Origin of the sequence: Micromonospora endolithica, from assembly GCF_003626595.1 — a bacterium.
Classification (GTDB): domain Bacteria; phylum Actinomycetota; class Actinomycetes; order Mycobacteriales; family Micromonosporaceae; genus Micromonospora; species Micromonospora endolithica.
Genome location: NZ_RBAK01000023.1, coordinates 20,933 through 44,552 on the forward strand (window position 1 = coordinate 20,933; position 23,620 = coordinate 44,552).

Genomic DNA, 23,620 nt, shown 5'->3' on the forward strand with positions numbered 1-23,620 from the left:
TGTCCGGGTGAGCACACCACCGCGTCCGCCCGCCCGTCCCGCCGCGTGGGGCGACGCCGGGCTGGTCAGCGGGGAGGCCGTCGAACTCGACGTGCGGTCCGCCCGGATCGGGTCCCGGGTCCTCGCGCTGCTCGTCGACGTCCCGGTGCAGGTGCTGATCGCCGTCGCACTGGCCACGCTGGTCGGCGGGGTGTTCGCGGTGCTGCCCGCCGGCGCCGTCGACGGCGCGCTGGCCGGCGGGTTGGGCACCGTGGGCCTGGTGGCGGTGCTGGTCGGCTACCCGGTGCTCTGCGAGCGGTTCAACGACGGCCGGACGGTGGGCAAGATGGCCGTCGGGCTGCGGGTGGTCAGCGCGGACGGCGCGCCGGTCGGCGTACGGCAGTCGTTGACCCGGGCCCTGGTCGGGGTCGCGGTGGAGTGGCCGGGACTGGTGCTGCCGTTGCTGAGTTGGGCCGCCGGGGTGACCGTCATGCTCAGCGACCGGCGGGGCCGGCGCCTCGGTGACCTGGTGGCGGGCACCCTCGTGGTGCACACCCGGACCGCGACGCCGTGGCGACCGATCCCCACCGCCGTGCCGGCGCTGGCCCGTTGGGCGTACACCGCCGATCTGACCCGGCTGGACGACGGCCTGGCGCTGGCCGCGCGGCAGTACCTGGCCCGGGTTCACCATTTCGCGGAACCCGCGCGGAGCCGGCTGGCGTACGGCCTCTGGGCCGAGGTCGCGGCGGTGGTCGCGCCGCCGCCCCCGGCCGGCATGTCCGAGACGGTCTACCTGGCCGCGGTCCTCGGTGAACGCCATCGCCGGGACCGGCACCGGCTGGGCCGCGGACGCGCGGTCGCCGCCGCCCTCTGGCCGGAGCTGACCCCCGGCCCGACCGCTCCCGCCGGTCCGGCCACGACCGTCGCGGCGTCCGCCGACCGGCCGACAGCACCCGCCGGGACAACCCCGACCGCCGGAACGAAACTGGCCGCGCCACCGGCGGCGCGCGGTGCGGCACCGGACCTCCCGCCGTTGCGTCCCGGGCGGCCCGGATGAGGGGATTCGGGCCCTGGCTGGCCGTGCTCGCCGTGGTGCTGCTGCTCAGCGCGCTGCGCCTGCGCACGCTGGCCACGGCGGTCTCGCTGGCCTGGCTCGCCTGGTGCGTCTGGACCTGGATCCGGCCCCGCCGCCGCCGCGACCCGAACTGACCGCCGCGCCCGGGAGCGACCGGTTCCGGAGACGTGTCGGGCCGCCGCTGTCACCAGCGACGGCCCGACACGTGTCGTACGGATCAGTAGCGGTAGTGCTCCGGCTTGAACGGACCCTGCACGTCGACGCCGAGGTAGGCGGCCTGCTCCTTGGTCAGTTCGGTCAGCTTGGCACCGAGGGCGCCCAGGTGCAGCCGGGCGACCTTCTCGTCCAGGTGCTTGGGCAGCACGTAGACGCCGGTCGGGTACTCGTCGGTCTTGGTGTAAAGCTCGATCTGCGCGATCGTCTGGTTGGCGAAGCTGTTGGACATCACGAAGCTGGGGTGGCCGGTGGCGTTGCCCAGGTTCAGCAGACGGCCCTCGGAGAGCACGATGATGGCGTGGCCGTCGTCGAACTTCCACAGGTCGACCTGCGGCTTGATGTTCTCCCGGGTCACGTCCGACCGCTTGGCCAGGCCGGCCATGTCGATCTCGTTGTCGAAGTGGCCGATGTTGCCCACGATGGCCTGGTGCTTCATCTTGGCCATGTGCTCGTTGGTGATGACGTCGAAGCAGCCGGTCGCGGTGATGAAGATGTCGGCCGTGGAGACCACGTCGTCCAGGGTGGCGACCTGGTAGCCGTCCATCGCCGCCTGGAGCGCGCAGATCGGGTCGACCTCGGTCACCACCACCCGGGCACCCTGGCCGCGCAGTGACTCCGCGCAGCCCTTGCCCACGTCGCCGTAGCCGAGCACGACGGCCATCTTGCCGCCGATCAGCACGTCGGTGGCCCGGTTGATGCCGTCGATCAGCGAGTGCCGGCAGCCGTACTTGTTGTCGAACTTGCTCTTCGTCACCGAGTCGTTGACATTGATGGCCGGGAAGAGCAGGGTGCCGGCACGGTGCATCTCGTAGAGCCGGTGCACGCCGGTGGTGGTCTCCTCGGTCACCCCCTTGATGGTCGAGGCGATCCGGGTCCAGCGCTGGCCGTCCTCGGCCAGGGAGCGCTGCAGGACGCCCAGGATGACCGCGTACTCCTCGGAGTCGGCGGACTCGACCGGGGGCACCACGCCGGCCTTCTCGAACTCGACGCCCTTGTGCACGAGCAGGGTGGCGTCACCGCCGTCGTCGAGGATCATGTTCGGGCCCTGCCCGTCGGGCCAGTCGAGCACCCGCTCGGTGCACCACCAGTATTCCGCGAGGCTCTCGCCCTTCCAGGCGTAGACCGGCACACCGGACGGGGCGTCGGGGGTGCCGTCCGGGCCGACCACGACCGCCGCGGCGGCGTGGTCCTGGGTGGAGAAGATGTTGCAGGACGCCCACCGCACCTGCGCGCCCAGCGCGACCAGGGTCTCGATCAGCACGGCGGTCTGGATGGTCATGTGCAGTGAACCGGTGATCCGCGCACCGGCGAGGGGCTGGGCTTCGGCGAACTCACGTCGGATCGCCATCAGTCCGGGCATCTCGTGCTCGGCGAGCCGGATCTCCTTGCGGCCGAACTCGGCGAGCGACAGATCCGCCACCTTGTAGTCGCCCTCGGCGAGGGTGCTCGGCCGGGTGCCGCCGCCGGCGGACGCCGGGAGGGTGCTGGTCATGGAAGCTCCTGTCGGACGATGTGCTGCGCGACCATTCACCATACGCTCGCGCGCCGACGGACGGATGTCCGGTGCGCGGACAGCGCACGGGGCGGTCGGTGCCGGACGGAATCCCCGTCCACCAGCCGCCGCCCCGTGCATCCCCCCGGTTTGGTTCCCCGCGCGTTCTCGGACCATCGTCGCGATAACGCTGCGCACTCACAGACTCACACTGCGTCAACCCCGCGTCAAGCCGTTTCGGGAAAGTCCGACTTGCCACAGACGTCCCGGTCCGGCGAGTCCCGGTGCCGGGGGCCGTCGACTAGCCGCAGGTGGCTACGTACGCCTCACCGGCGCCGGTGACGCGCAGCGTTCCGCCGGCGGCGGCACCGACCGCGGCGTGCCCGGGAACCAGTGCCACCGCGCCGGCACCGTCGTCGACGGTGACGGCACCGGTGCAGCAGAGCACCACCCGGGGGCCGGGCAGCGACAGCGCCACCTCGGGCCGGTCGGCGTCGACGGTCACCCGGTGCAGCGCGAAGTCGTCCACCGGCACCGGCCAGCAGACCACCCCCGGCGCCACCGGACGGGACCGCACCACCGGGTCGTGGAGCACCTCGAAACGCAGCACCCGCAGCAGCTCGTCCACGTCGACCCGTTTGGGTGTCAGCCCACCGCGCAGCACGTTGTCACTGGCCGCCATGATCTCCACACCGGTGCCCCGCAGGTAGGCGTGCAGGTTGCCGGCGGGCATCCAGATCGCCTCTCCCCGGGCCAGCCGCACCCGGTTGAGCAGCAACGCCACCAGCACACCCGGATCGGCGGGGTAGCCGGCGGCCAGCTCCCGCGCCAGCTCCGCGTCCGGCCCGGCGACCGGCGCCGACGCGACGGCCCGCACCAGCCCGGCGCGCTCCGCGGCGGGCCAGCTCAGCAGCAGGCGTACGGCGTCACGCAGGCCCGCCGGCCCGGCACGCAACGCGGCCAGCACCGGTTCCAACGCCGGTACGCCGAACGCGGCGAGCACCTCCGCCGACCGCCGCGGGTCACGGAAGCCGCAGAGCGCCTCCATCGACTCCAGCGCCACCAGCAGTTCCGGCTTGTGGTGCGGGTCGACGTAGTTGCGTTCGGCGTGCGGCCGGTCGGAGTCGGCGGCGTGCCCGGCGCGGGCCTGCTCCGCGTCCGGATGGGCCTGAAGGCTCAACGGCGCGTCGGCCGCGAGCACCTTGAGCAGGAACGGCAGCCGGATGCCGAACCGGCCGACGAGCTGCTCGCCGAGCCAGTGTCCCGGCTCGGCGAGCAGCAGGTCGGTCAGCGTCACCCGGCCGCCGTCACGGTCGACGGTGGCCGGGGCGCCCGGGTGGGCGCCCAGCCACAGTTCGGCCTCCGGCTCGTCACTGGGCACCGGGCGGCCCTGCAACTCGGCGATGGCCGAGCGGGACCCCCAGGCGTAGTTCCGGACCGGTCCGTACAACGGTTCCACGAATCAGCTCCCGGGCCGCCCGGCCACCTCGTCCGGGGTGGGCTGACCGGTCGCGGCGCTTCCGTTGCCACCCCGCTCGGCGGCGTCGGCGCGATAGATGTCCGGCTCCAGGTAAATCACCCGGGCAGCCGGCACGGCGGCGCGGATGCGGGCCTCGACGGCGTTGATGCCCTGCGCCAGTTCCTCGGCGCTCTCACACCTCGGCACGCCGATCTTCGCGGCCACCATCAGCTCCTCGGGGCCGAGGTAGAGCGTCTTCATGTGGATGATCCGCTCGACCTCAGGGCCGTTCGTGACGGCCTTCTCGATCTCCGCCACGTCGTGCGTCTCGGCACCCTCGCCCAGCAGCAGGCTCTTGGTCTCGATGGCGAGGACGATCGCGATGACGACCAGCAGGACACCGATCATCGCGGTGCCGGCGGCGTCCCACCGGCCGTTGCCGGTGATCAGCGTCATGGTGACCCCGAAGAGCGCGAAGACCAGACCGAGCAGCGCCCCGATGTCCTCCAGCAGCACCACCGGCAGCTCGGGCGCCTTGGCCCGGCGCACGAACCTCACCCACGACTGGTTGCCCCGGACGAGGTTCGACTCCTTCACCGCCGTGCGCAACGAGAACGACTCCATGACGATGGCCACCACCAGCACGGTGACCGGCACCCACTGCCACTCGGTGATGCCCTCCTTGTGCGACCACTTGTGGTACGCCTCGTAGAGCGCGAACAGGCCACCGACGGTGAACAGCACGATGGATACGATGAACGCGTAGATGTACCGCTCCCGGCCGTAGCCGAAGGGGTGCTGCGGCGTCGCCGCCCGCTTGGCCCGCTTGCCACCGAGCAGTAGCAGGCCCTGGTTGCCGGAGTCGGCCACCGAGTGGATCGACTCGGCCAGCATCGACGAAGAGCCCGTCAGCAGGTACGCGATGAACTTCGTGATGGCGATGCCGACGTTGGCCAGCAGGGCGGCGATGATCGCCTTGGTCCCGCCGTTAGCGCTCACTGGTTTGCCAGCTCCTTCATCTCCGTGATCGCCGGGACCGCCATCGGGTCCAGGCCGTGTGCGAGCGCGAGGTAGATCGAGGCGAAGTCCGGTACGGCGATCAGGGAGGCCAGCCGCTCCAGGGCCGACCCGCCCTCGGCGGTCACCACGTCGCACCGCACCCCGCGCCGCTCGGCGAGGGTCTGCACCGCGTCCGCGCGGCGCTCCTCGACGGCGAGCGGCTCGTCGGTGTCGTCCTCCGCGTTCAGACCGCCGTCACGCAGCAGCACCAGCCGCAGCCGGGTGCCGGTGGGCCGCTCCTCGTCGGGGTCGGCGAAGATGTCCCGCTCCCCCTCGACCAGGCCACCGAATACGCCGTCGAGCAGACCGACGCGTCCCCGGCCGGCCTCGCCGAGCGCCCCGGACACCACCGGGTAGCGGGAGTTGGCCGACAGGGTGTCGCCGAAACGGCGGGCCGCGACGGTGGCCAGCGGGGACGAACCCCAGACGATCGGCACCGAGCCCGCCAGGCCGATCGCGAGCGACTTCGCCGGGTTGACGAAGGACTCGGCGGTGGGACGGCAGCGGTCGGCGTCCGCGTCGAGACGCGCCGCCGTCTCCGCCAGATCCGCCTCGTTCACCTTCACCAGGCCGAGCGTACGGGCGGCGAGCAGAACCGGCACGGTGAGCGCCCACAGGCTGGCCCGGGCCGGTGCGCGCCGGGGAACCGGGACGAACGGCGCCCTGGCCCGTTCGGCCGCCGCCTGTAACTGTGAGTCGGGGGCACCGACGGCGACCAGCCGTGCTCCCCGGCGGTGCGCGGCCTCGGCGGCGCCGAGCGCCTCGGGGCTACGGCCGGACGCGCTGACCGCGATGACCACGTCGGCGGCACCGACCCAGCCGGGAACGCCGGCGCTGCGGTGCGGGATGACCGGCACCGGGCAGCGCGGGCCGGCCACCGTGGCCAGTACGTCACCGGTGCGCCCGGCAGTGCCGATCCCGGCGATGACGACCGCACGGGGTCGCCCGTCGTCGGCCAGCACCCCCAGGTTCGCCTCGGCGGCCAGCGCGGCCGACTCACGGACCTGCGCCCCGGCCGAGGCGGTGTGCCGCAGCATCCCGCCCGGGTCGTGCTCGGCCAGCGCGTCCGGGTTGTCCAGCAGCGCCTCGTCGGGGTCGCGGCGACCGCTCACACCGGCCGTACCGTCGATCACGACCGCTCCGCCGGGCCCGGACGGGCCTCGTCCAGCAGCAGCACCGGCACGTCGTCACGGACCTCGAAGACACGACCGCACTCGGTGCAGGTCAGCGTCTGCGCCGGTGCGTCGTAGTCCAGTGGGGCGTGGTGCGTGTCCGGGCAGGCGAGGATCTCCAGCAACTGCGGGTCCAGGGCCACGGCGCGGCTCCTTCCACGTTTGCGGTATCACCGGCCGGCGGTGCCGACCGGGCGCAGGCGATCTTATCGGCGAACCCGTTCCAGCACCTCGCCGCGGAGCGAGATCATCCGCTCCCGGGTCGGCGCCTCCACGTTCAGCCGCAGCAGCGGCTCGGTGTTGGAGGCGCGGAGGTTGAACCACGCGCCATCGGAGAAGCGCAGGGTCAGCCCGTCCATCTCGTCCACCTCGGCCTCCGGGTACGCGGCGCGCACCTCGGCGACCTTCGCGGCCTGGTCGGCCACCGTCGAGTTGATTTCACCGGAGGCGACGTACCGCTCGTACTCGGCGGCCAACACGGACAGCGGCAGCGACTGCTCACCCAGCGCGGCCAGGGTGTGCATCGCGGCGAGCATGCCGGTGTCGGCGAACCAGAAGTCCCGGAAGTAGTAGTGGGCGGAGTGCTCGCCGCCGAAGATGGCGTTCGTACGGGCCATTTCGGCCTTGATGAACGAGTGCCCGACCCGGGCCACCACCGGGTTCCCGCCGCGCTCCTGGATGATCTCCGGGACCGCACGGGAGGTGATCAGCCCGTGGATGACCGTCGAGCCGGGGTGCTTGGCCAACTCGCGGGCGGCCACCAGGGCGGTGATCGCCGACGGGGACACCGGCTCGCCCCGCTCGTCCACCACGAAGCACCGGTCGGCGTCGCCGTCGAAGGCGAGCCCGATCTCCGCGCCGTGTTCGAGTACCGCACGCTGGAGGTCGACCAGGTTCTTCGGGTCCAGCGGGTTGGCCTCGTGGTTGGGGAAGGTGCCGTCCAGCTCGAAGTAGAGCGGGACGATCTCCAGTGGCAGGGCCGCCAGGGCGGCGTCACCCAGCACGGTCGGCACCGTGTAGCCGCCCATGCCGTTGCCGGCGTCGACCACCACCTTCAGCGGACGGATGCCGGAGAGGTCGACCAGCTTGCGCAGGTAGCCCGCGTAGTCGGCGCGCAGGTCACGCCGCTCGGCCGGGGCGCCGGGCTCGCCGGCCGGGCGGGCCGCGCCCGAGTCCAGCAGCGCCTGTGCCCGTTCGCGGATCTCGGCCAGGCCACTGTCCTGCCCGATCGGGCGGGCACCGGAGCGGCACATCTTGATGCCGTTGTACTGCGCCGGGTTGTGGCTGGCGGTGAACATCGCGCCGGGCAGGTCGAGCGACCCGGAGGCGTAGTAGAGCATGTCGGTCGAGGCCAGGCCCAGCTCGATGACCGTACGGCCCTCGGCGCGCACCCCGGCGGCGAAGGCGGCGGCCAGCGCGGGACCGGTGGCGCGCATGTCGTGCGCGATCAGCACCGCCTCGCCGGGCTCACCGGAGTCGTTCAGCACCTGGGTGAACGCGACCCCGAGTGCCTCGGCCACCCGCTCGTCCCACTGGTCCGGCACCGTCCCACGGACGTCGTAAGCCTTCACGATCTGGGACAGATCAGACACCGGTTTCGCTCCTTGCGCCGCAGGTCGTCAACGACCTGAGCGTATCGGAGCGGGACCGGCCCTCCCGGCTCAGCCGGGAGGCCGGGGCATGAAGACGGTGTGATCGCTCTCGCCGGTCGACTCCGGCGGCGCTGCGGGCCGCCCCGGGCCGGGCGGTGCCGCCCCCGGATCGGGCCGCGCGGACCCGTCCACCGGCGGCGCCGAGACCGGTGAGCCGTACTGACCGGGCACCGGCGGCCGGCCGGACGCCGGGGGCGCCGACACGGGTGAGCCGTACTGGCCGGACGCCGGGGGCGCGGACACCGGGGAGCCGTACTGGCCGGGCACCGGGGGTGGACCGGACGCCGGGGGCACCGGCACCCCGTACCGGCCCGGTGCCGGGGGCCGACCGGAGGCCGGCGGCGCCGACACCGGGGAGCCGTACTGGCCGGGCACCGGAGGCACGGCCGGTGGGGTGCCGTACGTGCGCGGCGGGGGCGTGCCGGCGCCGGGACGGGGCATCGCCTGGGTGGGCTCGGCCGGGGCGTCCGCACGCGCACCGTAGACCCCGCCCGCCGGGCGTGCGCCCCCGTACACGGCGGGTCGGGCGGGTGGCTGCGGCCCGCCGTACACCCCGCCGGGCTGGACCGGTCCGCCGGCCGGGCCCGGCGCGGACCCCCAGCCGTCGACGCCGGGGTCGCCGGCCGCCCCGGCGCTCCCCTTGCGGTCCTCCCGGAAGCGGCGTACGAGCAGCACGATGAGCACGATCCCGACGGCGACCATGGCGAGGCCGAAGAACAGGATCGGCGAGCCGCCGGACGACTCCTGGGCGACGTTCCGGGTGGCTCCGCCCGCCGGCTCGGCCAGGGCGGCCACCGGCGTCTCCTGGTCGGCGGTCGCCGGTCCGGCGGTCACCGCACTCGGCGTGGGCGACGGCTTCTTCGACGGTGTCGGGGAGGCCGACGGTCGGGTGCCCCGGACGCGCGAGGCGTCGCTGCCCCGGCCCAGCGTCTGCCCGGCGGCGCTGGTGGCCTCGCCCCCGACGGCCAGCCGGCCGTCGGGGGCGGTGGCCGCGAAGGCGAGCCGGTAACGGATGGTGACGCCCTTGCCCTTGCACAGGCGCGGGTTCGACGGCGAGGTGGCCGCCGTGGCGGCACCGCCACCGCCACCGGACACCGGCACCGGGAACCAGCGACCACCGTAGTTGACCTGCACGTCGACCTGATCGGCACGGAGGCCGTCCAGCCGCAGAGACAGGGCGGTACGCAGCAGCACGCACCCGTCGGTGCGCTTGCGGACCTCCACCGAGACACCCTGCGGGGAGCCACCGGCGGTGAAGCTGCCGGCCGCGCGTACCCGGACGGAGTCGTCGGCGGCGAGCGCCGGGGACGCGCCGAAGGCGACCGAGCCACCCAGCAACGCGCAGACCGCCGCGAATCGCGCCGCGTGCCGCCGTACCATGATCACCTCACCGTTCTCCCCCGTCGGGGGTCCGCCGGTCAGGCTACTACCACCGCGCGTAGTGCCCTGGTCATCGAACGCTCCGGATGTGCCGGGGATTACCCCGACCGCACCCCCGCCACCCCTCTCGCCGGCCTCCGTAGCCAGCTCCCCCACGCGGGGGCGCACCGGCCGCGGGTCCGCCGGCCTCAGCTCCGCGACGTGCCGGCGGCGAGCGCGTCGCGGCAGAGCCGATCGGCGGTACGGGTGGTCTCCGGCAACCGGAACCGCGGCGTCAACGCCAACACCTGGGCGGTCGCGTTCGCCAGGCTCACCCGGTGACCGACGCTGACGAAGACCGGCTTGACCCCGTCGCGGGTGCGCAGCACCCGACCCACGACCTCACCACCGTCCGACAGCGGCGACCACGCGCCGCGCTCCCGCCCCGGCGATGCCCAATCACCCACCAGCGGCGTCTTACCCACCCCGATCGCCGGCAGCCCGGTCACCACGCCCAGGTGACACGCCAGCCCGAACCGCCGCGGGTGGGCCAGACCGTGACCGTCGCACACCAGCAACTCCGGCAGCGTCCGCAACCCGCCCAGCGCGTCGAGCAGGGCGGGCAGTTCCCGGAAGGCGAACAGGCCCGGCACGTACCCGAACGCCGGCCGGCCCACCACGACCGCCGAATCGACCACCGCGAGGGTCCGGGTGTCGAGCACGGTCACGGCCGCGGCCAGCCGGTCACCCTCCTCGGCGTACGCGACGTCGAGGCCGGCCACCGTCGCCGGCGCGTCCGGTCCCGGACCAACCAGGTCCACCAGCGGTCGTAGCTGCTCCTGCACGGCCAACGCCTCGGCGACGGTACGCACCGACGCGCTCACCCACTCCGGCCGTCGTCCGCCACCCGCCCGGCCGCACCGGTCCTGCCCGTCCGGCTCCACCACCCGGCGATGGTACGACTCGGCGCGCGTTTCGAGCGGTCGCGCGTTTAGAGTGGCGATCGCCCAGCCCCGGTCGACACCCGCAGGGGAGGCCGTGTCCGTTCACCCGCCGCGCCCCGCCCTACCGGTCGAGCGTCTCGACGGCATCCCGACCGACGGTGAGATACGCACCCTGCACGAGACGTACGCACCCAGTCAGGACGCCTTCGATCTCGTCCACACTCACTGTCAGATCGTCTGGAGAATCGCCGAACAGCTTCTCCACGAACGGGATCACGACCTCGACACCGACCTCGTCCGGGCCGGCTGCCTCCTGCACGACATCGGCGTCTACCTCCTGTACGGCCCGTCTGGTGTGCTCGACCACGGCAACTATGTCCAGCACGGCGTGCTCGGCCACCAGTTGCTGATCGAGCAGGGTGTGCCCGAGCGGATCCGACGGTTCTGCTCCCACCACACGGGGATGGGATTGAGCCGCGAGGACGTGCTGCGGCAGGGCCTGCCGATACCGGTCGACGACTACCTCGCCGAAACCGACGAGGAGCGTCTCGTCATGTACGCCGACAAGTTCCACAGCAAGACGAACCCACCGGTGTTCCTGACGGCTACCACGTACCGGGGTCGGGTAAGGCGCTTCGGGGAGGACAAGGTGACCAGGTTCGACGCGCTGGTGGAGAAGTTCGGCGAGCCACGCCTCGACCCGCTGGCCGCCGAATACGGTCAGCGGGTGTCCTGAGGACCAGGCCACGCCAGAGTTCGACCGTCGCGGTCCCGCCATCGACCTCACGACGTCGCTCTCCGAAGAGTTCGTCCCAGCCGTCCGTCAATCGTCCTGAGCCGCTCAATCCCAGGGCACGCCGCAGTTCGTTCAGGACCGGCCCCACTTCGCCGGTCAACCTGATCGGGAGTCCGCCCGCTCCCAGTCAGTTACCGTGCCCGTCGGAAGTGCTGGCCCGCTTCGAACCAACCAGACGCGAATGCGTTATGTCAGCGAGAAATAATTATGTCAGAGAGACATGTTGCGTCGGCGAATCGTGCCGCCCGAGTATCCGGTGAGTCGGCGCCGGCCGGGCGGTGCGGGACCCAGCCAGGTGGGGTTGCCAGAACGAGCCCGTACCGATGCAGTTCGTCGTACGCGCGTCTGGGAATCAGGCGCGCAATGTTCGTCTCATGGTCCCCTATGTCCCGCTCCACGCTGCTCAGGCCCGTCTCCGGGGACGTCTCGGCCGAGGGACGGATCCGCGGCGGTGTCACCGGCGGCCAGCAGCGCTTCCTCGAACATGACGAATGTCTTCCGTCTCAGCCCGACGACGAGCGCCTGCTCCATCGAGGTCAATCCCCGGCGCTGCCCCTCCGCCACGTCCAGGATGGCCCCGATCGTCTCGTAGAGTGCGAAGACCGATCCTTCGCCTTGGACGTGCTCTGCGCGGTCATGCTCCACCCACTGGACGAAATCCTCACGGCTTAGCGAACTAACCTCGCCGCCCACGGCGAGCAGGATCTCGTCGATGAGATCATCGGCCGACTCCCAACCTCCGGTTGTGCGGCACAGGCGCCAAGCCCTGATTTCGCCACCTGCGGCGGAAACCAGCTTGACAGGATTTTTGTAGTAGCTGAAGAACTTCGGCAGCGTCAGAGCCCGATCGTCGCTCACCTTATCGTTCCTCATGCGTCGAAGCGGCCAGCGCTCGCCGGAACTGATTTCGTTGTTGTACGAGAATGCCGTAGTAGATAGCCTCCTCCATGGAGGTCATACTACGGCGCTGATCCCTCGTGAACGACTTCAGGTCCCTTCGCACCTGATAGAGCGCGTGCTCCCAGTGAGCCACTTCGTCCACGGCAGCCAAGTGGAGCCTGAGTTCGGCGATGTGACCATTGCTAGCCCGCACCATCATCAGAATGTCACAGTACCCACTCTCTTGGGGGATGACGAAACGGTCTTCAACTTCTACGACTTCCACGTTGGGATCTGCGGCGATGGAACCCAGCACGCTGTACACGTCTGGGATGCTGGTCAGGACAACTGCGGCAGCAGCTAGGTCAGTTAATTGCGAAACATCACCGCCGTACTTGTCTACCTTGTCCTCGGCGCGCTTCCTAACCTTGGGCCCAGGACGGCTTACCGCGGTCGCTACAAGACCGGACTCCTGCGCTATGCGTTGAGCAAGAGCAGTAACTTCGACTTGAGCCCGCGCAGCAGAAACATACAGCCCGTCAAGATAAGCCTTCCGGTACATTGCGTCACCCTTGCGAGTTCTGTCAAAACCCGGCTGTTTCGCACGTCGCCCGGTCGTCCCGAACCGGCGATGGACGCCCCTCTGCGTTTCGGTAAGGGGAGTGCGCGTGGCGGCCGCCTTGCCTTCAGTTGTCACGGCCCCTCCTCCCCGTTCAGCAAGGTCGTCGAGAACATCACCGAGCGCGCCGACAGCCCTGTCGTCCCCCGCTAGTCGATGCAGGGTGACCGGACGTGTGCTTAGTGACTCGGCGAGTTCGGGGGACCTTAAGAGGACACGCACAAGTTTCGGTTGCCGCAGAAGATCACGCACCAATTCCTTCCCCAGGCTGCCACCCCGGGGGGAATCGGTTTGCCACGTGCTTTCCAACATCCGTTCGACACGTGCGTCGGAGAGGAGGCGACTGGCCGCTTCGGCGGATTCGTCGTCAAGTTGCGTAGCCAGTCGACAAAGCGTCGGCTGGGTGAGCACTGTTGCCGCCTCGACCCAGTCCCTCGAGTCTGCCAGCAGCGCCTCCAAGCTGGTGTGATCGGACGTCTGGTGCCTAGCCGTCGGGGTGGGCTCCGGAGCGGCCGACGAGGGGGAACTAGAGAGCGGCTCGCTGTCGTCAGATGATCCCGATGGCGAGTCTGTTGCGCCAACGGAGCCCGGGTCGCCCAGCAGGTGTATCCGGTTCAGGTACGGGTCGCCGTACCCCTGGTGTTCGGTAGCCGGTGGGTAGTCCGGCAGGTCCGGCCGCTGGCTGAACAGCCCGCGTCGCAGACCCGCAAGTGGCATCGGCCGCGCGTCGGCGCCCACGATCAGGACGTCGGCGTCGATCGCGTTCTCCTTGTCCGGGTAGCCCCGGTGCCGGCCCAACGGCCGGTCGGAGATCTCACCGGACTGCGGGTCGAGGTAGAGCACCGTGCCGTTCTGGTTGAGGGCGACCCAGATGTGCGAACCGCCGCCCTCCCACTGGTTGATGACGAACGCGAAGCTGCCATGACCGCCGAGCTTCAACTGGTCGTGCAGGTTCCGGTAGCCGGCGTCCAGTGCCCGCCGCGGATCGGCCTGCGACGACCGGTCGTACGGGGCGCAGAGGCGCTGGAACCGTCCTCCCGTGACGTCCTCGATCCGGCCCGGACCGTCCGCCTCCCCGTCCAGCGGGCGGGTGACGTTACCGTTCTCGTACGCGTCGAAGGTCCGGGGAGCAGCCACCCGGGGACGGCCGTGAACCCAGGTGTCGAACATCGACAGCGTGCAGTCGAGACAGTTGATGCCCCGGGTCGGATCGGCGGCCGGCCCGCCGTCGTTCATCAGCCGGAACCAGCCGCCCCGGCGCGGATCGGCGGTCCGGACGACGGTCCCGTCCGCGTGGCGTGGCATCCGCCGCTCCACGTCGGTCTGGTGCAGTGCCAACGGCGGCCGGAGACCACCCCGCACCCCGTACCGACGAGACCGGTCGATCGGCGGTGGCACATCGTCACCGGTCAGCGCAGAGCGGTCGCCGGTCTCCACCGCGCCGAGCGTCAGGTCACCGACATCCGTGTTGATCGGCCGGAAGTCATCCTCCGCCACATCGACGACAGTGGGAGCTGATGCCCCAGCCAGGATGGCGTGGGCGAGGTCCTGCTTGGCGTAGCACTGCTGTTCCCGGACGCGTCCCTCATGGAGAAACCGGTGGGCGAGAGCATGGTGCCCGGCGTGCACCAACCGGCGGCTCTCCGTGATCAACCACCGGGCCTCGTCGTAGCCCCGGTCCGCGGCCCTACGCAGACTCGCCGCCTTGTCGTGGCGCCGGTTTTCCTCGTAGTTCGCCCGCTGGAGCTCGTAATGGCCCCGGTAGCGACGCCTCTCGAAAGCATCCCGGTCGGCGGCCCACTGGGCGGCGTACCACTCGGGGGTGCGCGGCCGGGGTACTCCGGGCCCGTTCCGCCCGGAGGCGGGGGTGGCCCCGAAGCCGGTACCGCCGCCGAGGTCATCCACGACGGGACTCCGATGTGACGGCGGGCCGCCGTGCGGCGTGACCGTCTCCGCCGGGTATCGCGGGTGGGAGGAACCAACAGCTTCCGTCGGTGCGATGCCGGCGGTCGTCGGCAGCGTCGGGACGGTCGTCGCGGTCGGCCCGACAGTCGGCGGCAGGGTCGTCGGGCCCGCGGTCGCGGTGATCGGGTACGAGGTGCCGCCCGCCACCGTATGACCCGTCGTTCCGCTGGTGCCGAGGGTCGTGGGTGTCCCGTCGACCAGCGCCGGGACGGATGGGACAGGCGGGCCGATCAGCGTCGTCGTAGCGGATGCGACAGAGGTCAGGGTGGGATCGGCGGCAAGGTGCGGCTGGTCCGGGAGACTCGGCTGAACGTGCGAGGACGTTATCGGAGACTCGTCGGTGGTGGTCGGCGGGCCGGCTTGGGCGGGCACGGAGTGGCCGGCCGCTTCGGATCGGGCACCGGTTTCCGCCGGAGCGTCGGCACCGTGCCGGCCGGCCTGGCCGAGTTGGGAGGTGCCGGAACCGTCGACCTGGGGCGTGGGCTGTGGGCCCGCAGCGGATGATCCGTCGAACGGCCCGGGCGCTTGGGATGGGGCATCGGGCGACCGAGTCGCGGCGGTCAGTTCTGGGCTCGGCAGTGCGGTCGACGGGGCGGTAGCGGCCACCGGGCCAGGGCCAGCATCCACCAGGTCGGTGCGCGGTGCCGCGGCTCCGACCGACGGCGAGAAGTCCGGAACTGGAGCGCTGTGCAGGGTGGCCGGTGTGGTGGGGAAGCCGGCCAGGGCGCTCATCCGGCCGTCCAGCTTGGCCTGCAACGCGGCATCGGCCTGCGTCGTGGCGGAGCCCCGCACTCCCGACGCGGCGGCTCGCGCGGCGTCCTCCAACGACGTCGGTCCCTGACCGGTCGCCAGGCTCGCGGCCTGCTCGGCGAGGACCTCGCCGGTCATCTCCCGACCGACGTGCTCTCCGATCCGGGCGCCTCGGCCCGTCGCGTGCCGGCCGAGACCGGCCAGCGGGGCGACCGCACCTCCGGCCAGGCCGCCGACCGCCGAGGTGCTGATCTCGGTGAGGTCGAGGCCGTGCCGCCGGCCGGTGGAGTTCTGGTACGCCTGGGTGGCGAGATTGACCCCCGCCTCCTCGCTCGCCTCGTAGAGGCCACCGAGGGCCGCCCGACGGGCCAGCCCGCGCGCGCCTCCCTTGGCAGCTTCCTTGGCGGCCCGCTCGCCGGCCTCCTTGAGTCCCTGCTTGAGCGCCTTCCGCGCCAGTTGGGCCATGAGTCGCTTGAAGATCTGCTGCACGATGGCCCGGGTGGCGGCGATGGCGGCTGCGGCGGCGGGCGAGGCGGCACCGGCGGTGAGCACTGTCGCGACGGCCAGTCCGAGCAGCTCCACGACCAGGATCCCCAGCTCGATCCAGACCTCGAGCTTGGCACCCTCGATGTCGCAGCCGCACTCCTCGACCAGCCGCCCGAGATCGGTGCTGATGCCGGAGAGCAGGGGCAGCGGCGCCTCGTCGCCCTCGGCGACCCGCCGCCATGCCTCGTCGAAGGCGGCCGCGACCGTACCGACACCGCCGTAGCCGCTCCTGACCTCGGTGGCGGCGGCGACGGCGTCGGCGTGCGGTCCGGCGAGCGCGGCGGCCACCCCGTACCAACGGTCGGCCAGTTCCCAGACGGCCCGCTCGTTGCCCTCCGGCCATTCCACCCCGACCACCCAGTCGAGTGCCTCGTAGATCCAACCCGGAAGGTCCCAGGGTGAGAAGTCGAGGGGGTGCGGGATCGGGCTGGGCAGCACGGTCATCGCGGGCTCCTCAGCTGGTCAGGACTCGGCACGCCGATCGGCCACCCGACCGAAGCGGCCGGCGTTGGCGACGTCGGTCTCGACGGTGGCCTCGACGGAGCGCACGACGTCTGCGCCGAGGCCGGTCAGGTGCTTTCCCACGCCCTCCCACGCGCGGAGCACGGTCTCCTCGAAGCCGCGGTACCGCTGCTCGAAGGCGGTGCCGATCTCGTCCCTACCCCAGGGCCGTTGGGCGCTGGCCGCCGCGATCTCGCCGCCCTCCTGACGGCGTACCGCACCGATCACCTCGCCCGCCGCCGAGAGGTCCGCGCCGCCACGCCGCGCGCGCTGCGGGTCCAACCACAGCTGCCCGTCCATCACTCCCCCCGGCGCAGCGCCGCGTCGGCCCGCCCGAGCAGGGCACCGAAATCACCGGTACGAAGGAAGTCCACCGGCCCCGATCCGCCCGGCAGGTAGGTAGCGACCAGTTCCTGCGTGGTCGCCGCCGCCGTGGCGCTGGCTCGGTGCACCGTCTCGGTGATGGTGCGGCTCAGGCCCTTGGCGTCCTGTTTCTGGAAGGCCGCAGGTGCCACCTCCACGCTGATCAGCTCACCCCGGGCCCCGACCACGGCGGTCACGTGGCCGTCATCCGAGCGTTCGGTCACCCGCAACTCGGCCAACCGCGCCTGCAACTCGTCCAAACCAGACCGAAGCCGCTGGTACTGCCCGTAGACGTCATCGAACCGCGCGCGCAGCGCACGGTTGGCGTCCCGGTCCACACTCTCGGCCAACGCCACCCTCCCCGGTCACCGTCGGTAGGGCGAACCATACCGGGCGCCACGATCCCGTGGGGTCCGGTAGTTTCAGGGCGTGATCGACCGCCAGCAGGCCGAGCAGCTCGCCGCCGTGTGGGCCCGCCGGGATTCACAGCGCCTGGGTCATGAGTGCCGCGCGTCGGTCGACGAGTTCGACCTGGGCTATGTCATCTCCTCCACGGTGTCCCCGGACGTCCGCACCGTGCCCGGTGATCTGCCGACGACCGTGGTCGACAAGTGGACCGGCGAGGTGAGCACCTGGCCCCGGGTCTCCCTGGAACAGGTCGAACGGATGTACCGCCGGAGCCGCCCCGCGGGGCAGCCGGCACCGCGCACCGTGGACCCGGCAAGTCAACTGCTGCGCGAGATCCGCCGGCTCCCGACGCCGACCACCGCCGCCCACCTCAACCTCGACGGCCGGCTGCACCGCGCCCAGGGGGCCAAGGGCGACATCGAGCTGCACCATCACCCGTTGGTCCGTCGCTACCTCGACGACCTCCCGCCCGGCCACCTCGTCCGGGGCGGGGACCGGCACGCCGAGCTGATCGTCGTCTCCGACGTCCTGCACGAGTACGACCACCGCCGCGCCGCCGAGGGCATCGAACCGATGAGCATGGCGGACGCCGAATCGTTACTCGGCAAAGCGCGCTTCGAGGTCTTCCACGTGCGCGAGGCCGGTGATCGATACGGCGGCAGAATCGAACGAGGCTGCGACTCCTGCGTGAACTTCCTTGTGCACTTCAACCTCCTGCCGTGGGCCGAATTGGCGTTCACGGCGGAGAGGCGAATTGGTCCTCAGCCGCCGATCCAGCCTGGTCGGTTCCCATCTGAGGTTGCTGATTCGTTGGTAGAGGGAGGCTGGGAGGACACGATGTTCAATGCGGCCCTCGCCGCCGGGGCGATCAGGGAGACGTGCGAACACGTAAGCCAGGTCAACCGCCACGAACCCTTCCCCGCTGCTGAGCAGGCACTCACTGCCTTTCCTGCCATCGTGAGCGAACGCCGAGGAGCCGGCGAGCAGGTCTGGATCAGTGGCTTCACCACCAATCCGCTCCACAGCGCCCAAACGGCTGACACCCTTGCGGACTTCGCTGAGGTCCTCGGCCACCGGCTGTTCCCGTTCGGCTCCGAATTCGGCGAGAGCATCATCGCCGTGGATGAGCGGGGGCGGATCTTCGCGTTGGACCAGGCCGGCGAGTGGTTCCTCGGCGCGGACGTCGACGCCGCCCTCATCACCCTCCTGCTGGGCCGGGCCCCGGCCCGGGTACGCGACGACGGCACCTGGTGACGTGTCCCGCCCACCCTTACCCCCCGCTTGTTAATAAGGGGCCCTTCCTCTACACCAGGCGTTAAAAGGGTGCCCTTCCTTACAACTCAAGGGCGGTGAGGACGAGGACTCTCGGATCGGTGTAGTCGTCCATCGCGCTGCGCAGGCCCTCGCGGCCGACACCGCTGCCCTTGAATCCGCCGTACGGCATCTGGTCGGCCCGGTACGACGGGACGTCGCCGACGATCACCCCGCCCACCTCCAGTGCCCGGTGCGCGGCGAAGGCGACGTCCACCCGGTGCGTGAAGACACCCGCCTGCAACCCGTACGCCGAGTCGTTGACCGCCGCGAACGCGGCCCGGTCGTTCTCCACCCGGGCGACGACCAGCACCGGCCCGAAGACCTCCTCGGCGCAGACCTTGGCGTCGGCGGGTACTCCGGTGAGGACGGTCGGCGGGTAGGTGGCGCCCTCGCGCCGGCCGCCCACCTCGATGGTGGCACCGGCGGTGACCGCCTCGTCGACCCACGACTCGACCCGCCGTGCCGCGTCCTCCGACACCATCGGCCCGACGTCGGTCGACGGGTCGGACGGGTCGCCGGTGCGCAACTCCTGGACGGCGGCGACCAGCCGGGGCAGGAACGCGTCGTAGAGCCACTCGTGCACGAAGACCCGCTGCACCGCGATGCACGACTGGCCGGCCTGGTAGTTGGAGAACAGCGCGATGCGGTGCGCGGCGAAGGTGAGGTCTTCGCCGGTGTTCCAGTCCTCGCAGATCACCGCCGCCGCGTTGCCGCCCAGTTCCAGGGTGACGTGTTTCTCCGGTACCGCGCGGCGGATGGCCGCGCCGACCGGGCCGGAGCCGGTGAACGACACCACCGGCAGGCGTGGGTCGGCGACGAGGCCGGCGGCGCGTTCGTTGGGCAGCGGCAGCACCGAGAACATGCCCTCGGGCAGGTCGGTCTCGGCGAGCAGGTCGCCGAGCAGCAGCGCGGACAGCGGGGTGGCCGGCGCCGGCTTGACGATGATCGGCGCACCGACGGCGATGGCCGGGGCGACCTTGTGCGCGACCAGGTTGAGCGGGAAGTTGAACGGCGTGATCCCCAGGACGGGACCCCTCGGTACCCGCCGGACCAGGGCGATCCGGCCGGTGGCCGCCGGGTCGGTGTCGAGGCGTTGTAGCTCGCCGGAGAAGCGGCGGGCCTCCTCGGCTGCCCAGCGGAAGGTGGAGACGGCCCGGCCGACCTCGGCCCGGGCCCACTTGACCGGTTTGCCGTTCTCGGCGGTGATCAGCGCCGCGATCTCGTCGGCCCGCTCGGCCAGGCGGCGGGAGACGTGGTCCAGGGCCGCCGCGCGGGCGTGCGCGGGCAGGGCCGCGGCCTCCGCGGCCACTCCGGCGGCTGCCGCGACGGCGGCTTCGACCTGGTCGGCCGTGGCCACGGTGGTACGACCGACAGCCCGCCCGTCGTACGGGTGGTGGACGGTCGACTCCCCCTCGCCGTGCACCGGACGGGAGGCGACGTAGAAGGCGGTGGGCTCCACAGGGAGCAGCGTAGACGACGGACTGGCCGACGGAAACAGTCGCCTCAGGCCTTGTCTGCCGCGAATTCAGTAGCGAAGATGGCAGACATAGTGCGAGAACCGCCGACGACCGCGCCCCCGGAACCCCTCGGAGTGATCCCGTCATGAGCGACCAGCAGCAGCTGCGCAACTTCGTCAACGGCGCGTACGTCGAGCCGGCCGACGGCGGCTACGCCGACCTGATCGACCCGTGCACCGGGGAGGTGTTCGCGCGGGCCCCGGTGTCCGGCGCCGCCGACGTCGACGCGGCGATGCGGGCCGCCGCGACCGCCTTCGAGAGCTGGCGGGACACCACGCCCGGGGAGCGGCAGAAGGCGCTGCTCAAGCTGGCGGACGCGGTCGAGTCCCGGGCGGCCGAGCTGGTCGACGCGGAGGTCCGCAACACCGGCAAGCCGCGCCAGCTCACCGCCGAGGAGGAGCTGCCGCCGGCGGTGGACCAGTTCCGGTTCTTCGCCGGCGCCGCGCGGCTGCTGGAGGGCCGCTCGGCGGGTGAGTACATGGCCGGGCACACCTCCTACGTGCGGCGTGAGCCGATCGGTGTCTGCGCCCAGGTCACCCCGTGGAACTACCCGCTGATGATGGCGGTCTGGAAGATCGCCCCGGCGCTGGCCGCCGGTAACACGGTGGTGCTGAAGCCGTCGGACACCACGCCGGTGTCGACCCTGCTGCTGGCCGAGATCGCGGCGGAGTTCTTCCCGCCGGGCGTCTTCAACGTGGTCTGCGGCGACCGGGACACCGGTCGTACGCTCGTCTCGCACCCGACCCCGCAGCTGGTGTCGATCACCGGCTCGACCCGCGCGGGCATGGAGGTCGCCGCCGCGGCGGCGCCGGACCTGAAGCGGACGCACCTGGAGCTGGGCGGCAAGGCCCCCGTGGTCATCTTCGACGACGCCGACATCGAGGCGGTGGCCGAGGCGATCGCGACGGGCGGCTACTTCAACGCCGGGCAGGACTGCACCGCGGCGACCCGGGTGCTGGCCGGCCCCGGGATCCACGACGACTTCGTGGCGGCCCTGGCCGAGCAGGCCCGCAACACGAAGACCGGCGCGCCGGACGACGAGGACGTGCTGTACGGGCCGCTGAACAACGCCAACCAGCTCGCCCGGGTCAGCGGTTTCGTGGACCGCCTGCCGGACCACGCGGACGTGCGGACCGGCGGATCCCGGCTCGGCGAACGCGGCTACTTCTACGCCCCCACGGTGGTCTCCGGCGTCCGCCAGGACGACGAGATCATCCGCGACGAGGTGTTCGGCCCGGTCATCACCGTGCAGCGCTTCTCCGACGAGGACGAGGCGGTGCGCTGGGCGAACGGCGTCGAGTACGGCCTGTCGGCCTCGGTGTGGACGAAGGACCACGGGCGGGCGATGCGGATGACCCGCCGGCTCGACTTCGGCTGCGTCTGGGTGAACACCCACATCCCGTTCGTCTCCGAGATGCCGCACGGCGGCTTCAAGCACTCCGGGCACGGCAAGGACCTGTCGGTCTACAGCCTGGAGGACTACACCCGGATCAAGCACGTCATGCACCACATCGAGGGCTGAACCAGATGTCTTCCTCCGAGGAACTGCACAAGCGGCGTGGTTCGGCGGTCGCGCGCGGCGTCGGGAGCGTGATCGCGTCCTACGTGGACCGCGCGTCCGGCGGCACCATCACCGACGTCGAGGGCCGGGAGTGGATCGACTTCGCCGCCGGCATCGCGGTCACCACCGTCGGCAACTCCGCGCCGCGGGTGGTCGAGGCGGTGAAGGCGCAGGTGGAACGCTTCACGCACACCTGCTTCATGGTCGCGCCGTACGAGTCGTACGTGGCGGTGTGCGAGCAGCTCAACGCGCTGACGCCGGGCACGTTCGAGAAGCGGTCGGCGCTGTTCAACTCCGGTGCCGAGGCGGTGGAGAACGCCGTGAAGATCGCCCGCCATGCGACCGGGCGACCGGCGGTGGTGGTGTTCGACCACGCGTACCACGGCCGAACCAACCTGACCATGGCGCTGACCGCGAAGAACATGCCGTACAAGCACCGGTTCGGGCCGTTCGCCGGTGAGGTCTACCGGGTGCCCATGTCGTACCCGCTACGCGACGGTGGACTGGACGGCGCGACGGCGGCGGCGCGGGCGATCGAGACGGTGGAGAAGCAGGTCGGCGCGGAGAACGTGGCGGCGCTGCTGATCGAGCCGATCCAGGGCGAGGGCGGCTTCGTCGTACCGGCGGCGGGTTTTCTCCCGGCGCTGCGCGAGTGGGCGACGGCGGCCGGGGTGGTCTTCGTCGCCGACGAGATCCAGACCGGGTTCTGCCGGACCGGGGACTGGTTCGCCTGCCAGCACGAGGGCGTCGAACCGGACCTGGTCACCCTGGCCAAGGGCATCGCCGGCGGCCTGCCGCTGGCGGCGGTGACCGGCCGGGCCGAGCTGATGGACGCGGTGCACGTCGGCGGCCTCGGCGGCACCTACGGCGGCAACCCGCTGGCCTGCGCGGCGGCCCTGGCGAGCATCGAGACCATGCACGAGCTGGACCTGACCGCCGCCGCCCGGCGGATCGAGGCGACGATGGTTCCCCGGCTCCGGGCGATCGCCGCGCGCACCGGCGTGGTCGCCGAGGTACGCGGCCGGGGCGCGATGCTCGCCGTGGAGCTGGTCGCACCGGGAACCCTGACCCCGGACCCGGCCCGCACCACGGCGGTGTCGGCCGCCTGTCACGCCGCCGGCCTGCTCACCCTGACCTGCGGGACGTACGGCAACGTACTGCGCTTCCTGCCCCCGCTGGTGATCTCCGACGCGGAGCTGTCCCGCGCCCTCGACATCCTCGACGCCGCCTTCGGCTGAGGCGGTGCAAGGAAGGGCCCCTTGTTAACGCCTCGTGTAGAGGAAGGGCCCCTTCCTAACAACCAAGCTCAGCGCAGCACCTCGACGGTGTTGCGCCGGACCAGGTTCTTGCCCGGCTCGCGGATCGCCTCCATCGCGGCGGAGTTGAGCAGCACGCAACTGCCGGACGGGCCGGTGATCGTCACGGTCACCGCCTTTCGGTTGTCCAGGTTCGTCACCCGCAGCCGGGTGCCGACCGGGAACTGCCCGCTGGTCGCGGCCGGCGCGCCGGCCCCGGCGAAGAAGGTGATCGCCCCGGCGCAGGCCGAGGAGGGCACCGGCCTGGCGGCCGGCGGCGAGGCCGAGCCCGGCCGGGTGGAGGTCGGGTCCGGCGGTGTCGGCTCCGGGGCGGGCCGTTGGCCGGCGTCGAGCACCTTCACCGTGTTGCGGCGGACCACGTTCTTCCCCGGCTCCCGCACCAGGTCCATCGCGGCGGAGTTGAGCAGCACGCAACTGCCGGACGGGCCGGTGATCGTCACGGTCACCGCCTTTCGGTTGTCCAGGTTGGTCACCCGCAGCCGGGTGCCGACCGGGAACCGGTCGCTCGTCGCCGCCGGTGCGCCACCCTCGGCGGAGAAGGTCACCGGGCCGGCGCAGGCCGAGGCCGGCGCGGGGCCGGTGTCGGCGAAGCCCAGTCCGGTTCCCACCGCCACCGCTGCCGCGGCGACCGCCACCACACCCGCCGCCAGTACGTGCTTGCGCCGCACCTTCACCTGT

General features: G+C 71.6%; 20 protein-coding genes. 6 read left to right on the forward strand and 14 right to left on the reverse strand.

The window, feature by feature from the left end:
- Positions 1–7: 7 nt before the first annotated feature.
- Both D7223_RS31595 and D7223_RS33135 read left to right on the forward strand, forming a co-directional pair.
- Positions 8–1,036: an RDD family protein gene (locus D7223_RS31595; RefSeq protein ID WP_238162311.1), complete on the forward strand. Its 1,029-nt coding sequence runs from the start codon at positions 8–10 to the stop codon at positions 1,034–1,036.
- Positions 1,033–1,188 (forward strand): hypothetical protein, encoded by a 156-nt coding sequence (locus tag D7223_RS33135; RefSeq protein WP_186832271.1) that lies wholly within the window; start codon positions 1,033–1,035, stop codon positions 1,186–1,188. The genes D7223_RS31595 and D7223_RS33135 overlap by 4 nt, the downstream gene beginning before the upstream one ends.
- An 83-nt stretch (positions 1,189–1,271) precedes the next feature.
- Here D7223_RS33135 and ahcY read toward each other — a convergent pair whose 3' ends face one another.
- The 8 genes from ahcY to D7223_RS31635 all read right to left on the reverse strand — a co-directional run bounded on the left by ahcY (position 1,272) and on the right by D7223_RS31635 (position 10,335).
- On the reverse strand, positions 1,272–2,762 hold the full coding sequence (gene ahcY / locus D7223_RS31600) for an adenosylhomocysteinase (protein ID WP_120733229.1): 1,491 nt from the start codon (positions 2,760–2,762) through the stop codon (positions 1,272–1,274).
- 301 nt (positions 2,763–3,063) lie between these two features.
- Positions 3,064–4,221: a mannose-6-phosphate isomerase, class I gene (gene manA / locus D7223_RS31605; RefSeq protein WP_120733231.1), complete on the reverse strand. Its 1,158-nt coding sequence runs from the start codon at positions 4,219–4,221 to the stop codon at positions 3,064–3,066.
- Between the two features lie 3 nt (positions 4,222–4,224).
- The gene (locus tag D7223_RS31610) at positions 4,225–5,220 is read right to left on the reverse strand and encodes a cation diffusion facilitator family transporter (RefSeq protein ID WP_120733233.1); all 996 of its coding nucleotides are present in this window, start codon (positions 5,218–5,220) and stop codon (positions 4,225–4,227) included.
- On the reverse strand, positions 5,217–6,413 hold the full coding sequence (locus tag D7223_RS31615) for an SIS domain-containing protein (protein ID WP_120733235.1): 1,197 nt from the start codon (positions 6,411–6,413) through the stop codon (positions 5,217–5,219). The genes D7223_RS31610 and D7223_RS31615 overlap by 4 nt, the downstream gene beginning before the upstream one ends.
- Complete coding sequence (locus D7223_RS31620; protein WP_120733237.1) at positions 6,410–6,595, reverse strand: Trm112 family protein; 186 nt, start codon at positions 6,593–6,595, stop codon at positions 6,410–6,412. The genes D7223_RS31615 and D7223_RS31620 overlap by 4 nt, the downstream gene beginning before the upstream one ends.
- A gap of 63 nt (positions 6,596–6,658) precedes the next feature.
- On the reverse strand, positions 6,659–8,044 hold the full coding sequence (locus D7223_RS31625; RefSeq protein WP_120733239.1) for a phosphomannomutase/phosphoglucomutase: 1,386 nt from the start codon (positions 8,042–8,044) through the stop codon (positions 6,659–6,661).
- A gap of 69 nt (positions 8,045–8,113) precedes the next feature.
- Positions 8,114–9,490 carry a hypothetical protein gene (locus tag D7223_RS31630; protein ID WP_238162312.1) on the reverse strand — a complete coding sequence of 459 codons (1,377 nt, stop codon included), beginning with the start codon at positions 9,488–9,490 and terminating at the stop codon, positions 8,114–8,116.
- Positions 9,491–9,672: 182 nt separating this feature from the next.
- On the reverse strand, positions 9,673–10,335 hold the full coding sequence (locus tag D7223_RS31635) for an endonuclease V (RefSeq protein WP_202864729.1): 663 nt from the start codon (positions 10,333–10,335) through the stop codon (positions 9,673–9,675).
- Positions 10,336–10,501: 166 nt separating this feature from the next.
- On the opposite strand from D7223_RS31635, the gene D7223_RS31640 reads away from it, so the two are divergent.
- Positions 10,502–11,143, forward strand: a complete 642-nt coding sequence (locus D7223_RS31640; protein ID WP_238162313.1) for an HD domain-containing protein — start codon at positions 10,502–10,504, stop codon at positions 11,141–11,143.
- A gap of 432 nt (positions 11,144–11,575) precedes the next feature.
- On the opposite strand, the gene D7223_RS31645 is transcribed toward D7223_RS31640, so the two are convergent.
- The 4 genes from D7223_RS31645 to D7223_RS31660 are packed head-to-tail and all read right to left on the reverse strand — an operon-like array spanning position 11,576 to position 17,182.
- A complete protein-coding gene (locus D7223_RS31645) occupies positions 11,576–12,061 on the reverse strand; it encodes a hypothetical protein (RefSeq protein ID WP_238162314.1) in 486 nt (161 codons plus the stop codon).
- Between the two features lies 1 nt (position 12,062).
- The gene (locus D7223_RS31650) at positions 12,063–16,406 is read right to left on the reverse strand and encodes a toxin glutamine deamidase domain-containing protein (protein ID WP_120733243.1); all 4,344 of its coding nucleotides are present in this window, start codon (positions 16,404–16,406) and stop codon (positions 12,063–12,065) included.
- An 18-nt stretch (positions 16,407–16,424) separates the two neighbouring features.
- On the reverse strand, positions 16,425–16,763 hold the full coding sequence (locus tag D7223_RS31655; protein ID WP_238162315.1) for a hypothetical protein: 339 nt from the start codon (positions 16,761–16,763) through the stop codon (positions 16,425–16,427).
- Positions 16,763–17,182 (reverse strand): YbaB/EbfC family nucleoid-associated protein, encoded by a 420-nt coding sequence (locus D7223_RS31660; protein ID WP_238162316.1) that lies wholly within the window; start codon positions 17,180–17,182, stop codon positions 16,763–16,765. Before D7223_RS31660 ends, D7223_RS31655 begins: the two co-directional genes overlap by 1 nt.
- 73 nt (positions 17,183–17,255) lie before the next feature.
- Here D7223_RS31660 and D7223_RS31665 point away from each other — a divergent pair, with 73 nt between their 5' ends.
- Positions 17,256–18,488, forward strand: coding sequence for an SUKH-3 domain-containing protein (locus D7223_RS31665; protein ID WP_120733247.1), 1,233 nt, complete (start codon positions 17,256–17,258; stop codon positions 18,486–18,488).
- A gap of 79 nt (positions 18,489–18,567) precedes the next feature.
- On the opposite strand, the gene D7223_RS31670 is transcribed toward D7223_RS31665, so the two are convergent.
- On the reverse strand, positions 18,568–20,007 hold the full coding sequence (locus D7223_RS31670; protein WP_120733249.1) for an aldehyde dehydrogenase family protein: 1,440 nt from the start codon (positions 20,005–20,007) through the stop codon (positions 18,568–18,570).
- Between the two features lie 143 nt (positions 20,008–20,150).
- Between D7223_RS31670 and D7223_RS31675 the strand changes: the two genes are divergently transcribed.
- Positions 20,151–21,587 (forward strand): gamma-aminobutyraldehyde dehydrogenase, encoded by a 1,437-nt coding sequence (locus tag D7223_RS31675; RefSeq protein ID WP_120733251.1) that lies wholly within the window; start codon positions 20,151–20,153, stop codon positions 21,585–21,587.
- Between the two features lie 5 nt (positions 21,588–21,592).
- A complete protein-coding gene (gene gabT, locus D7223_RS31680; protein WP_120733253.1) occupies positions 21,593–22,864 on the forward strand; it encodes a 4-aminobutyrate--2-oxoglutarate transaminase in 1,272 nt (423 codons plus the stop codon).
- A gap of 68 nt (positions 22,865–22,932) precedes the next feature.
- Here the strand turns inward: gabT and D7223_RS31685 are convergent, their stop codons facing one another.
- Complete coding sequence (locus tag D7223_RS31685; RefSeq protein ID WP_120733255.1) at positions 22,933–23,616, reverse strand: RlpA-like double-psi beta-barrel domain-containing protein; 684 nt, start codon at positions 23,614–23,616, stop codon at positions 22,933–22,935.
- Positions 23,617–23,620: the final 4 nt, after the last annotated feature.